Source organism: Nonomuraea sp. NPDC050153 (genome assembly GCF_044460125.1).
GTDB lineage: Bacteria > Actinomycetota > Actinomycetes > Streptosporangiales > Streptosporangiaceae > Nonomuraea.
Genome location: NZ_JBITJQ010000005.1, coordinates 226,591 through 239,088 on the forward strand (window position 1 = coordinate 226,591; position 12,498 = coordinate 239,088).

Here is a 12,498-nt window from a genome sequence, read left to right on the forward strand (position 1 = left end):
GTGATGATCCACGGCAAAGGGTAGTCCAAGGAATATGCTGCGCATCGGCACGTGGAGCTCTGCCGGGTCGCTCGACGTGGTGGTCTGCGGCTGGCGCGACGGCGGCCCCGAGCCCCTCGAAACGGGCATCAAGCTCATCTACGGGGCGGGCGGCCCGATGCCGGACCTTCCCGGGCTGCGGGTGGGCTCCCTCGTGGCGAGGCGCGCGGAGGAGATCGCCGAGGCCCTGTTCCAGGGGGTGGACGTGGTGGCCACCGCGCCGGACTGCTGTCCCGCGGCGCCGGTGGTGGCGGCGGGCATGTGGCATTACGGCTGGACCGAGGGCGACCTGGGCGCGCTGGCCGGGGCGACCGTGGCGGGCCTCGTCATGGCCGCGCAGCCGCGGCCGTGCGCGGTGGAGATCCGCCGTGACGGCCGCAGCTCGCTCGACGGCGACATGCGGGCGGAGGCCGTACGCTCCTGCCTGGCCGCCCGCTACCGCACCCCGGAGCTCACGATCCCCCTGGAGTCGGCCCTGGAGCCGGCCCTGGAGCTGGTACGCCTCAGCCAGGAGGCCCCCAGCAGGCTCCTCATCACGCCCCGTTAGCCGCCCGGCGATCCCGGAGACGGCGCCATCGGTGTCCCACCCAGATCGCGGGATTTGCGCGGCGCCGGCCCGGGAACGGCCAAGGCGTGGCGGCACGCCGTACGCGACGTGCCGGGCGGCCCGATGACCGAGGGCCGCGCGCTCACGGGGTTCTCCGGAAGTCCTACTACGCAGTGGAGAGAAAGTGAAGATCACTGGAGTTGAGCTGCGGCGGATCGCGATGCCGCTGGTGGCGCCGTTCCGCACGTCGTTCGGCACGGAGACGGCCCGCGACGTCCTGCTGGTCAGGGTGGTGACGCCGGACGCCGAGGGGTGGGGCGAGTGCGTGGCCATGGGCGAGCCCCTCTACTCCTCCGAGTACACCGACGGCGCGGCCGAGGTGATCCGCCGCTTCCTGCTGCCCGCGTTGCCGAAGAGCCTGGACGTGCACGACGTCGGCCGCGCGCTGGAGCCGATCAAGGGCCACCGCATGGCGAAGGCGGCACTGGAGACGGCGGTGCTGGACGCGCAGCTGCGAACGGCGGGCGAGTCGTTCGCCCGCTTCCTCGGCGCCTCCCGCACGCGGGTGCCGTGCGGGGTGTCGGTCGGCATCATGGACTCGATCCCGCAGCTGCTCGACGCCGTCGGGGGCTACCTCGACGAGGGGTACGTCCGCATCAAGCTCAAGATCGAGCCCGGCTGGGACGTCGAGCCGGTCCGGGCGGTGCGCGAGCGGTTCGGCGACGACCTGCTCCTCCAGGTCGACGCGAACGCCGCCTACTCGCTGAGCGACGCCCGCCGCCTGGCCCGGCTCGACGCGTTCGACCTGCTGCTGATCGAGCAGCCGCTGGCCAACGACGACCTCGTGCAGCACGCCCGGCTGGCCAAGCGGCTCACGACGCCGATCTGCCTGGACGAGTCGATCGAATCGGCCGAACACGCGGCCGCCGCCATCGCGCTCGGCTCGTGCTCCATCGTCAACATCAAGCCCGGCCGGATCGGCGGCTACCTGGAGGCCCGGCGTATCCACGACCTGTGCCGGGCGAACGGGATCGCGGTGTGGTGCGGCGGCATGCTGGAGACCGGCCTCGGCCGGGCGGCGAACGTGGCCCTGGCCGCCCTGCCGGGCTTCACGCTGCCCGGCGACACGTCGGGGTCGCGGCGCTACTACTCCACCGACATCACCGAGCCGTTCGAGCTGTCCGACGGCCACCTGGAGGTTCCGGCGGGGCCTGGGCTGGGGGTGAACCCGATCCCGGAGGTGCTCGAAGAGGTGACCACGAGCACGGAGTGGATCACACTCTGAGCCCGCGGGCCGGTGCTGACCGACGGCGACCTGTCGCTGCCCGGCATCGTCGCCGCCGTCGCCGCGCCCGCCGTCACGCTGGCCACCGCCCGCCTGGACCGCCGGGTGATGCTGTGCGTGCTCATGGCGGTGCTCGCGGTCGCCGACGTGCTGGCGGCGGTGGCGACCTCGTACTGGATCATGTTGTTCTCCAGGGTGCTGGTCGGCCTCACGATCGGCGGGTTCTGGTCGATCGGCGCCGGGCTGGCCGCCCGCCTCGTGCCGCCGCGCTCGGTCGGCGCCGCCACAGCGCTGATCTTCTCCGCCGTCCCCCTGGGCTCCGTGCTCGGCGTGCCGGCCGGCACCTTCATCGGCCACCTCGCCGGCTGGCGAACCGCCTTCCTCACCCTGGCCGCGCTGTCGCTCCTCGTGCTGGTCGCCCTGCTGGTGCTGCTGCCGCCGCTGCCCGCCCAGGAGGTCACCAGCGGCCGCGTCCTGCTCGGCCTCCTGCGCGAACGGGGCACCAGGATCGCCCTGCCGGCCACGTTCCTCATCGTCCTGGCGCACTTCGGCACCTACACCTACGTCACCCCCTTCCTCCAGCACGTCACCCACCTGGACCCCGCCGCCGTCAGCGCCACGCTCCTGGCCTACGGCGTCGCCGGGACGGCCGGGAACTTCCTCGCGAGCAAGGCGGTCGCGACCGCCCCGCGAGCGGCCTTCATGGCCTGCGGCGGCCTGATCGCCCTGACCACGCTGGCGCTGCCCGTGGCCGGCACCACCGCCGCCGGCGCCGTCGTGCTGGTGGTCCTGTGGGGCCTGGCGTACGGGGGCGTGCCGGTCTGCTCCCAAGCCTGGTTCATGAACGCCGCCCCCCGGACGCCGGAGGCCGCCACGGTCGTCTTCACCTCTTCCTTCCAGGCGACCTTCGCTCTCGGCGCGCTCGCCGGCGGCCGGGTCGTCGACGCCTTCTCGGTCTCCACGGCGATGATCTGCGGCGGGCTGACCGCCCTCCTCATGGCGGCCTGCCTGTGGTCGCTCACCAGACCCCGCTGACCCGGCTCGGCTCTTCCTCCCCAGAACCCAGCAGACGGGAACGGCCTCGCGCACGGTGCCACCACCGGCCGAGGCCGCCACAACTTACCGTTATGCGCTGATCCGCCCGAGAAGATGCCGGGTGAAGAAGCGCTCCGAACTCTCCAGCTCGAACGCGGGCACGCCCACGTGGGGGCCGGGGTTGGCGTGCAGCGTCTTCTCGCCGGAGGCGAAGGCGTCGAACAGCGCCAGCCCCGAGTCACGCGGCACCAGTTCGTCATCCCACTGCAGGAGGAACTCGACCGGGACCGTGATCCGCGCCGCCGCCTCGGCCAGGGTTTCGTGTCCGGCGAGGCCGAAGACGGCGGCGGTGATCCTCGGCTCGGCCGCGGCGAACGGCACGCCGACCGCGCTGCCCAGCGAAACCCCCCAGAATCCCACGGGCCCGCCCGCGCCCACGCAGTCGAGCTCCTGGAGGGCGTCGAGGGCGGCCCGCCACTCGGGAACCGCCTGCGCGCCGCGTTCGGCGTTGAAGCGGACGATCAGCGGGCCGATCTCCTCGCCGGCCGCCCTCCGTTCCCTGAGGTCGGCCGAGAACCGCTCGTCCCGTTCGGTCCTGGGCCGGTCGCCGTGCCCGGGCGCGTCGATGGCCGCCACCGCGAAGCCGCACTCCGTCACGTAGCGGTGGGCACGGGCCACCAGGCCCGGCGCCGTCTTGTGCTGGCCGCCGCCATGGCCCAGCAGTACGAGAGGACGGCCGCCGTCGGCGTCGGCGGGCGACCAGAGCACGCCGGGGAGGTCGTGGAGCATGAAGAGACGTTCGGAGACGCCGTCCGAGGTCGTCTCTGAGATGAAACGCATAGGTTCGTTGCCTTTCGGGATGCCTTACGGGCGCTCCCGCGGCCACCTAGGTCAGACGAACCGCACATTCACGAGGGAGAGGAGCACCCGGCCTGCTACAGCGTTAACGGGTCTCACCTCCTCAGATCGGTACGTGCGCGGTGACCTTACCACCGATCAAGCGCGCGCCCGGCGTGAGAGCACGGGGGACGGGCACGGCGATCTTGTGGTGAGTCGGGTGATCCGGCCGCCCCGCGGTGGCGTGCCGGGGCGGTGCCCAAAGATCGGGCCCAGCCGAACCGATCACGGCAGCGGTACGTCCTGATAAGCATGACGATGCGCATGCTCGCGGTGTTCTCCTTGGTGGCGGCTCTGCTGATGGTTTCCGTGGGTACGGTGGACGCCCGCTCGGGCTGCTCATGTGCGATGCGTACGCCACAGCAGCACGTCAACGAGGCGGCGGCCGCGTTCTCCGCTACCGTCACGAACGTCCGGGTGGACGAACCGATGCTGAACGGCGGCAGCGTCACCGCCACGCTCCGCACCGACCACGTCTACAAGGGCGAGCCCGGCGCCGAGGTCGAGGTGTTCACCAGGGCGCAGGGGCCGGCCTGCGGATACGAGTTCGTGAAGGGCGCCCGCTACCTGGTGTTCGCCGGCGCCCGCGGCTCGGGGCTGGCCACGACGTCGTGCTCGGGCAACAGGCTCCTGCCTCCCGGTGACCAGCCGTTGCGGCTTTCCGACCAGACCCAGGGCATGGAGCCGCTCACTCCCGAGCTGATCAAGGCGCTGGGAACGCCTGCCCGAGTCGACGCCGAGCCCGCACCCGCCTTCGACTGGACCGGCCCCATGGCGATCGCCCTGTTGATCGGAGTGGGTGCGTCGGCGGCGATCGCATGGACACGACGGAGGGCACGGTCGCGCTGACCTGCACGCTCGGGTGTTGTGATGGTGTGGGAGAAAAATGTTGGGGACCGTGTCCATTCGGCCGGGGGCCGTTCGTGGTGAGGGTGTGCGGCGAGCCTGCCGTACGCCGACCCGGCCCATGAGGGGAAACACCGTGAAGTACATGATGCTGATCAACGCCGCCACCGCCGACCAGGACGACCAGTGCACCGTCGAGGACTGGATGGCCTACGACAAGGCCGTGCGCGAGGCAGGTGTCTGGGTGTCCGGCGAGTCGCTGGCCGATCTGGTAACCGCCACGACCGTGCGCGTCGACCGGGACGGCGTGCGGACCGTGACCGACGGGCCGTACGCCGAGACGCGGGAGGTGCTGGGCGGGTTCTATGTGATCGACGTGCCGGATCTCGACGTGGCGCTCGACTGGGCCGCCCGCTGCCCGGGCGCGCGCGGCGGCGGGTCCGTGGTCGTACGTCCGATCGCCGACTTCGGCGCCTGAGGCGCTCGACGTGCCTGAGATGCCTGAGGTGTGGCGAAGTGCGTGAGGTGGAGGCGGTCTTCCGGGAGGAGCGCGGCAGACTGCTGGCCGCGCTCGTGCGCCGGTTCGGCGATCTCGACCTCGCCGAGGAGGTGACCTCGGACGCCGTCGAGGCGGCGTTGACGCACTGGCCGGTCGAGGGCGTGCCGCCCAAGCCGGGCGCGTGGCTGATGACGACGGCGCGGCGCAAGGCGGTCGACCGGCTCAGGCGCGACCAGGCCTTCGCCGCACGGTTGGCCATCCTGCAGGTGGAGGCGGAGCGGGCGGCGCACGCCCCGGCGGGCGACGCGGACGGCGAGCTGCCGGACGAGCGGCTGCAGCTGTTCTTCACCTGCGCCCACCCCGCGCTGCCCGCCGAGGACCGCGGCGCGTTGACGTTGCGCTGCCTGGCGGGGCTGACCACGCCGGAGGTGGCGCGGGCCTTCCTGGTGCCGGTGCAGACGATGGCCAAGCGGATCGTCCGGGCGAAGAAGAAGATCCGCGAGGCCCGCATCCCGTTCCGCGTGCCCGGCGCGGACGAGCTGCCCGAGCGCCTGCCCGGCGTGCTCCAGGTGATCTACTCGATCTTCACCGAGGGGTACGCCGCCAGCTCCGGGCCCGACCTGCAGCGCCTGGACCTGGCCGAGGAGGCGATCCGGCTGGCGCGGATCCTGCGCCGGCTGCTGCCCTCCGAACGGGAGGTCGCCGGACTGCTCGCATTGATGCTGCTGGTCCACGCGCGCCGCGACGCCCGTACCGGACCCGGCGGCGAGCCGGTGCTGCTGGACGAGCAGGACCGCGCGCGCTGGGACCGGGAGCTGATCGAGGAGGGCTCGGCCCTGGTGGTGACCGCGCTGAGCGGCGGCCCGCCCGGCGTGTACGGCGTGCAGGCCGCCGTCGCCGCCCTCCACGACGAGGCGGCGGACCTGGCCACGACCGACTGGCCGCAGATTGTGGCCCTGTACGACGTGCTGCTCGCGCTCGACCCGTCCCCGGTCGTCGCGCTGAACCGGGCGGTGGCCGTGGCCATGCGCGACGGGCCCGAGGCGGGGCTGGCACTGCTGGACGAGCTGGCCGGCGAGCCGCGGCTGCGCGACTACCGCCCCTACCTGGTGGCGCGCGCCGACCTGCTGCACCGCCTCGGCCGCCTCCCCGAAGCCGCCGCGGCGTATCGCGCGGCTCTCGACGCGGCCGGGAGCGAACCCGAACGCGCCCACCTCCGGCGCCGCCTGGCCGCCGCCGAGGAGTCCTGAGGAATTCCGCGGGTGGTCGCCCAGCTGACGCTCTCGACCTGGACCGCCCTGTTCGTGGCGATCAAGGGCGCGATCCGGGCGCGGGACGATTTCGACCGCATGGGCGCCACCGGCGGGAAGAACGCCCAGGAGTGGCGAGACGTACGTCAGCGACGCCGCTCGCCCGATCAGCGCGCTCGCCGGCTCTCGCTCGTGCTCGTGTCACCGGCCCACGGCGTCGGGACCCGGGCTGGAACGACGCAGTTGACGCGAGCACCACGATCCGCCCGTTCGAGCGCCATGCGCTCGGCCATTCTCCCGAGGCCCGGCGGGATCCGCGGGACAAGCGCCGTTCGCGGTTTATACGCCACAGGTCCAGCGGTCGCCGCCGAGCCTATGCGCTACGAATAATTCGTGTCAGAATGACCTGTGATCTCAGCCATGTCCAGAGCGCAGAAAAGGAGTATTAAGTGGCTGGACATCGAGTGCGCCTCGCGGCGTTGACGGTGGGTGTCGTCAGCATGTTAGCGGTATCCGGGGGCATTGCGAACGCGGCCTCCGGGCGTACGTACCGGGTCGCCTACCTGGGGCCCTTCAGCGCCGAGGCCACCTGCAACGCCTCCAGCGCCGCGCTGAACGATCCGCCGGACGTCTACAGTTCCCCCTGCTTCTACTCCGAAACCGGCGTCCCCGGCTACAAGCTCCTCCCGGGCTGGTATTTCCGCTACCAATACTCCATCGATTGAGCAGCCGAATCTTATTCCATTGGGCGGCGGTCTCCTTACTCTAAGTTACCCGATTTCGAGATCCCGCCCATCGGCTACCGACCTGGCCGCGCCTACGTTATTTGACATCGATCGCCATCTCAAAATGTATTCTTGCACCGGTCGGGAAATGACCCGAATGGAGTCCTGGTCCGGGGCGAGCGTCAAATGGCCCACCGCCTCGTCGGTCAACGGGTGGGCAGGCGATGGCGCGGGGGGTGGCGTCGGCCCGGCCTGCCCCCGGGAATATTCGGTTGCGGTTGCGTGCTGACCATCGCACTATGTTCCTCATGTTCCTGCACGCTCTCCTTGTGACGCCCGCGGTGCCGGGCGTGCTTGAGCGTGCCTGCGACGGCCTGGAGCGTTGACCTCTTCCCGTGAGTCCTGAGGTGACCCGGCGGGGGGAGGTTGTCGGCCCCGAGCACGGGTCACACGGAAACCAGGTCTCAAGGAAGGAACCATGGCCAAGCAGGCCTACGTACGGAACAAGCCGCATCTCAACATCGGCACGATGGGGCACGTCGACCACGGCAAGACCACGCTGACCGCCGCCATCACGAAGGTGCTGGCGGAGCGCGGGCAGGCCACGTACACGCCGTTCGAGCGGATCGACCGCACGCCCGAGGAGGCGCAGCGGGGCATCACGATCAACATCTCGCACGTCGAGTACGAGACCGACACCCGCCACTACGCGCACGTGGACATGCCCGGGCACGCCGACTACGTGAAGAACATGATCACGGGGGCGGCGCAGCTCGACGGCGCGATCCTCGTCGTGTCGGCGCACGACGGGATCATGCCGCAGACCAGGGAGCACGTGCTGCTCGCCAAGCGGGTCGGCGTCGAGCACCTGGTCGTGGCCGTCAACAAGGCCGACGGCGCGGACCCGGAGCTGACCGACCTGGTCGAGCTGGAGCTGCAGGAGCTGCTGGCCGAGCACGGCTACGACGGCGTCCCGATGGTGCGGGTGTCCGGGCTGCGGGCGCTGGAGGGCGACCCGGTCTGGACGGCGTCGATCGAGGCGCTGCTCCGGGCGGTGGACGAGCACATCCCCGTGCCGGTGCGGTACGTGGACGCGCCGTTCCTCATGCCGGTCGAGAACGTGCTCACGGTCACCGGCCGGGGCACGGTCGTCACCGGGGCCATCGAGCGCGGCACCGTCCGGGTCGGTGACACGGTGGAGGCGGTCGGGTTCGGTGAGGCGTTCGGCGCCGTCGTCACGGGCGTGGAGACGTTCGGCAAGACGATGGAGCGGGGCGAGGCCGGCGACAACGCGGCCGTGCTGCTGCGCGGGGTCCGCCGCGAGCAGGTACGGCGCGGCATGGTGCTGGCGGCGCCCGGCAGCCAGCGGGCCCACCGGTCCTTCACCGCCCGCGTGTACCTCCTGACCGCGGAGGAGGGCGGGCGGCACAGGCCGATCGCGTCCGGCTACCGGCCGCAGTTCTACCTGCGGACGACGGACGTGCCCGGGGAGATGACGCTCAGCGGCGCCGTCGCCGCCCAGCCGGGTGACACGGTGGACGTGGTGGTCGAGCTGGGCAAGGCGGTCGCGCTGGAGCCCGGGCTCGGCTTCGCCATCCGCGAGGGCGGGCTGACGGTCGGCGCGGGCACGATTCTCACCGTGCCCGACGCCTGACCCACGCGAGGTCCGGGTCGATCAGGGGCGGACGCCCGTCGCGAAGCGCACCGTGCGGGGAAGGACGAAGCGGTCCTGGGGCAGCGACGCCTCCAGGGCCGCCCGGGCTTCCCCGCGCAGGGGCTCCGGGATCGCCTCCAGCGGGGCGCGGCGGGCGGCCGACCAGAGCCAGTCCCACACCTGACCCGCCTCGACGGCCACCTCGAACACCACGTCCTCGTACCGGACCTCGCCCAGCCCGCCCGCCTCGAACAGCCCGGTCAGCTCCTCGGCCGAGCCCAGCGTGTGGCTGAACGGGGCGCTGCCCGCCCCCGAGGTGTACGGCTCCAGTGCCCGCCCCACCAGGCCGAGCAGCTCGACCTCGACCGGGCTCGACCGGACCAGCAGGCTGGCCGCCAGCCGGCCGCCGGGCCGCAGCAGCCCGGTCATGGAGCGGACGGCGGCCAGCGGGTCGGGCAGGAAGTACAGCATCATCCCGGCCAGCACGACGTCGAACCGCTCGCCGGGCAGCAGCTCCGCGGCCCGTTCCGCGTCGCCCAGCAGGACGGTCGCGTGGCCCAGCCCGTGCCGGTCGATCTCGGCCGTGGCCGCGACGACCATGCCGGGCGCGAGGTCCAGCCCGACCACCCGCCCCGTGGGGCCGACGGCCTGCGCCGCGGGCACGAGCGAGGCTCCCGTCCCGCAGCCGGCGTCCAGGACGCGGTCGCCCGGCCCGGGCCCGGCCTGCCGTACGAGCTCGGCGGCCACGGGCGCGAAGAACGGCACCCCCACCTGCTCGTAGGTGCCGGAAGCACGGTCGAACACACCGGCCAGGTACTCCTTGGCATCCATCACATTCCTCCCGTTGAGCGTCAATGAAACGTCAGCACGAAGGGCGCGCGGCCCCGCGGGGAGGGGCCGCGCATGATCAGATCCGTCGGTCAGCTGGGTTCGAAGCGGAGCCTGAACGTCGTCCGCCCGGCCCTGAGGTCGTACGCGGGCAGCGCGCCGGGCCCGCAGGTCGCGGTGCCGATGCCCTGCTGGGCCAGGTCGAGGCCGACGTGCACGCGCCCGCCCGGCGCCAAGTCCGGCCGGTGCCGCGCCTGGTCCAGGTCGAAGGCGCTCCACGGCCGCGCGGTCAGCCCGAACGCCGGGAACCCGCGCACCGTGAAGGCGCCGAGGTCGGCCCAGCGCACGTCCGCCCGGTGGCCGTTCTCCTGCGGGAACACGTACGGCGTCTGGAACTCCGCCAGGCTCGCCCGCCAGCGGCCGACCCTGGCGGACATCCCCGTGTCCGGGTACGCCTCGCCCGGCCCCCGGCCGAACCACGTGACGTGCTCGACCGCACCCGCGGGCAGCGTCATGTCCAGCCCGAGGCGCGGGATGGGGTCGGCCCAGTCGCCCTCCGGCTCGACGTCCACCCGCAGCTCCAGGCCGCCGTCCGAGGCCGTCCAGGTGTAGGTGGCGCGCAGGCCGAGGTCGGTCGCGGCCGGCGCGACCCGGGTGCGCACGGTCAGCCCGTCGCCGGTCTCGACCGCGTCCACCCGGTGGGTGAGGCGGTGCAGGCCGAGCCCGCGCCACTTGCCGGCCAGCCCGCCGTAGGTGTCGTTGTCGGTCGGCGCCCGCCACAGGCCGAGCCGCGGCCCTTCCACCTCCACGCCGAACAGCCTGATCAGGCGTCCGGTCTCCAGGTCGAAGGCCGAGTCGCCCACGGAGATCTCGCCGCCGTCGCGGACCGGCCCGGCGGTCCACGTCGCGGGCGCGCCCTCGACGGCCTCGCCGACGAGCGGCGACAGGAGCACCTGGCCCCAGGCCACCTCGTGACCCGCCTCGGCCCACGACTGGTCGGCCGCCAGCACCGCGCGTACGGTGAGCCACACCTCTCCGGTGCCCGAGCCGGCGGGCAACTTGACCTCGCCGCCCTCTGCGGGCACGGTCAGCCGGTGCTCGGCGACCGTCTCCCCGTCCGCCTCCACCGTGGCCAGGAACTCCAGGTGGGACAGGTCCGCGAAGCCGTAGCCGTTGACGACGCGCACCACGCCGTCCCCGAACTCGAACCGCACCGGCTCGAACACCTTCTTCAGGTCGATCAGCCCGGGCGACGGCGTGCGGTCGGGGAACACGAGGCCGTCGATGACGAAGTTCGAGTCGTGGACGGGCTCGCCGTAGTCGCCGCCGTACGCGTACTCGTATTCGGGATGCGCCAGCCCGTGGTCGATCCACTCCCAGATGAACCCGCCGGCCAGCCGCGGATACTTCTCGAACAGCTCCTGGTACTCGGCCAGCCCGCCGGGCCCGTTGCCCATGGCGTGGGCGTACTCGCACTGCATGAACGGCATGCCCCGCCGCCGCGCGTCCAGCTCGGGGTCGTCCAGCGGCTCTTCCTCGCGCCGTCCGATGAGCTCGACCTCGGCGTGCGAGGCGTACATGCGGGAGTAGACGTCCGTGTGCGCGCACGACCGGTCGCCCTCGTAGTGGATCGGCCGGGACGGGTCGCGCTCGCGGGTCCAGTCGGACATGACGGCCAGGTTCCGGCCGACGCCCGCCTCGTTGCCGAGCGACCACATGATGACGCTGGGGTGGTTCTTGTCGCGTTCGACCATGCGGCGCATGCGGTCGAGCAGCGCGTCGGCGTAACGGGGGTCGTCGGTGGGGTTGCCGCGCCAGCCGACCTCGCCGAAGCCGTGGGTCTCAAGGTCGCACTCGTCGATGACCCACAGGCCGAGCTCGTCGCACAGGTCGAGGAAGTCGGGGTGGGGCGGGTAGTGGCTGGTCCTGACGGCGTTGACGTTGTGCCGCTTCATCAGCAGCACGTCCTCGCGCATCGTCTCGTACGTCATGGTCCGGCCGCTCTCCGGGTGGAACTCGTGCCGGTTCACGCCCTTGAACAGCAGCGGGCGGCCGTTGGCCAGGAGCACGCCGTCGACGATGGAGATCGTGCGGAAGCCGACGCGCAGCCGTGCCGTCTCGCCGGGGAGGGTCAGGACGGCGTCGTACAGGCGGGGCGTCTCGGCCGTCCACGGCTCCACCTCCAGCGTCACCTCCGCCCCGGGCGCGAGGTCGGCGACACCCAGTTCGGGGACGCTCAGCGTGCCCGAGCCCTCGAAGCTCAGCGTGCCGCGCCCGTCGGCGTACGAGGTGCGCACGAAGACGTCGGCGGTGGAGCGGGTGAGGGTGACGTCGCGGAAGATGCCCGGCAGCCACCACATGTCCTGGTCTTCGAGGTAGGTGGCGGCCGACCACTGGTGCACGCGCACGGCCAGCACGTTGCGCCCCGGCCGCAGGTACGGCCCCGCGTCGAACTCGGCGGGCAGCCTGCTGCCGGTCCAGAAGCCCAGCTCGTGGCCGTTGAGCCAGACCCTGGCGAAGGAGTCGGCGCCCTCGAACCGCAGCCGCCCGCCCGTCCAGCCCTCCGGCAGGTCGAACACGCGGCGGTAGTCACCCGTCGGGTTCTCGTCGGGGACCCGGGGCGGGTCGACGGGGATCGGGAAGACGACGTTGGTGTAGGCGGGCGCCCCGTGCCCGTGCAGGTTCCAGTGGGACGGGACCGGGAGCTCGTCCCAGTCCGCGTCGTCGAAGGCTGGCCGGGCGAAGTCGTCGGGGACGTTCGCGGTGGGTGAGAGGCGGAAGCGCCACGTGCCGTTGAGGTCGACGGCGGGCGCGTCGGAGCGGAGTGCCGCCCGGGGTTCGAGCAGTCCCGAACCGGGGGAGAAAGTTTCGAGATCCATCGCGGTCGAGCCTA

Annotated in this window: 11 protein-coding genes; 8 read left to right on the forward strand and 3 right to left on the reverse strand. The window is 72.2% G+C overall.

What is annotated here, in order from left to right; translation table 11 throughout:
• Positions 1–34 precede the first annotated feature (34 nt).
• The 3 genes from ACIBQ1_RS15965 (at position 35) to ACIBQ1_RS15975 (ending at position 2,906) form a co-directional block, all read left to right on the forward strand.
• On the forward strand, positions 35–586 hold the full coding sequence (locus ACIBQ1_RS15965; RefSeq protein WP_397278046.1) for an acyclic terpene utilization AtuA family protein: 552 nt from the start codon (positions 35–37) through the stop codon (positions 584–586).
• Positions 587–770: 184 nt separating this feature from the next.
• Positions 771–1,871 (forward strand): o-succinylbenzoate synthase, encoded by a 1,101-nt coding sequence (gene menC / locus ACIBQ1_RS15970; RefSeq protein ID WP_397278048.1) that lies wholly within the window; start codon positions 771–773, stop codon positions 1,869–1,871.
• Between the two features lie 12 nt (positions 1,872–1,883).
• The gene (locus ACIBQ1_RS15975; RefSeq protein WP_397278050.1) at positions 1,884–2,906 is read left to right on the forward strand and encodes an MFS transporter; all 1,023 of its coding nucleotides are present in this window, start codon (positions 1,884–1,886) and stop codon (positions 2,904–2,906) included.
• Positions 2,907–2,996: 90 nt separating this feature from the next.
• Here the strand turns inward: ACIBQ1_RS15975 and ACIBQ1_RS15980 are convergent, their stop codons facing one another.
• A complete protein-coding gene (locus tag ACIBQ1_RS15980) occupies positions 2,997–3,746 on the reverse strand; it encodes a dienelactone hydrolase family protein (protein ID WP_397278051.1) in 750 nt (249 codons plus the stop codon).
• A gap of 309 nt (positions 3,747–4,055) precedes the next feature.
• Between ACIBQ1_RS15980 and ACIBQ1_RS15985 the strand changes: the two genes are divergently transcribed.
• From ACIBQ1_RS15985 to tuf, 5 genes are all read left to right on the forward strand, one after another.
• Positions 4,056–4,652 carry a hypothetical protein gene (locus ACIBQ1_RS15985; RefSeq protein ID WP_397278053.1) on the forward strand — a complete coding sequence of 199 codons (597 nt, stop codon included), beginning with the start codon at positions 4,056–4,058 and terminating at the stop codon, positions 4,650–4,652.
• Positions 4,653–4,794: 142 nt separating this feature from the next.
• On the forward strand, positions 4,795–5,127 hold the full coding sequence (locus ACIBQ1_RS15990; RefSeq protein ID WP_397278433.1) for a YciI family protein: 333 nt from the start codon (positions 4,795–4,797) through the stop codon (positions 5,125–5,127).
• A 38-nt stretch (positions 5,128–5,165) separates the two neighbouring features.
• A complete protein-coding gene (locus tag ACIBQ1_RS15995) occupies positions 5,166–6,398 on the forward strand; it encodes an RNA polymerase sigma factor (protein WP_397278055.1) in 1,233 nt (410 codons plus the stop codon).
• A gap of 500 nt (positions 6,399–6,898) precedes the next feature.
• On the forward strand, positions 6,899–7,123 hold the full coding sequence (locus tag ACIBQ1_RS16000) for a hypothetical protein (RefSeq protein ID WP_397278057.1): 225 nt from the start codon (positions 6,899–6,901) through the stop codon (positions 7,121–7,123).
• 478 nt (positions 7,124–7,601) lie between these two features.
• Positions 7,602–8,777, forward strand: coding sequence for an elongation factor Tu (tuf, locus tag ACIBQ1_RS16005; protein ID WP_397278058.1), 1,176 nt, complete (start codon positions 7,602–7,604; stop codon positions 8,775–8,777).
• A 21-nt stretch (positions 8,778–8,798) separates the two neighbouring features.
• Here tuf and ACIBQ1_RS16010 read toward each other — a convergent pair whose 3' ends face one another.
• Positions 8,799–9,608 carry a class I SAM-dependent methyltransferase gene (locus ACIBQ1_RS16010; RefSeq protein ID WP_397278060.1) on the reverse strand — a complete coding sequence of 270 codons (810 nt, stop codon included), beginning with the start codon at positions 9,606–9,608 and terminating at the stop codon, positions 8,799–8,801.
• 89 nt (positions 9,609–9,697) lie between these two features.
• Positions 9,698–12,484 carry a glycoside hydrolase family 2 TIM barrel-domain containing protein gene (locus tag ACIBQ1_RS16015; RefSeq protein WP_397278061.1) on the reverse strand — a complete coding sequence of 929 codons (2,787 nt, stop codon included), beginning with the start codon at positions 12,482–12,484 and terminating at the stop codon, positions 9,698–9,700.
• Between the last annotated feature and the right edge of the window lie 14 nt (positions 12,485–12,498).

Bases quoted from the DNA above. Each gene is read 5' to 3' on its own strand.
- ACIBQ1_RS15965 (WP_397278046.1), top strand. From the start codon at position 35: ATGCTGCGCATCGGCACGTGGAGCTCTGCCGGGTCGCTCGACGTGGTG.
- ACIBQ1_RS15980 (WP_397278051.1), bottom strand. From the start codon at position 3,746: ATGCGTTTCATCTCAGAGACGACCTCGGACGGCGTCTCCGAACGTCTC.
- ACIBQ1_RS15985 (WP_397278053.1), top strand. From the start codon at position 4,056: ATGACGATGCGCATGCTCGCGGTGTTCTCCTTGGTGGCGGCTCTGCTG.
- ACIBQ1_RS15990 (WP_397278433.1), top strand. From the start codon at position 4,795: ATGATGCTGATCAACGCCGCCACCGCCGACCAGGACGACCAGTGCACC.
- ACIBQ1_RS16000 (WP_397278057.1), top strand. From the start codon at position 6,899: ATGTTAGCGGTATCCGGGGGCATTGCGAACGCGGCCTCCGGGCGTACG.
- tuf (WP_397278058.1), top strand. From the start codon at position 7,602: ATGGCCAAGCAGGCCTACGTACGGAACAAGCCGCATCTCAACATCGGC.
- ACIBQ1_RS16010 (WP_397278060.1), bottom strand. From the start codon at position 9,608: ATGGATGCCAAGGAGTACCTGGCCGGTGTGTTCGACCGTGCTTCCGGC.
- ACIBQ1_RS16015 (WP_397278061.1), bottom strand. From the start codon at position 12,484: ATGGATCTCGAAACTTTCTCCCCCGGTTCGGGACTGCTCGAACCCCGG.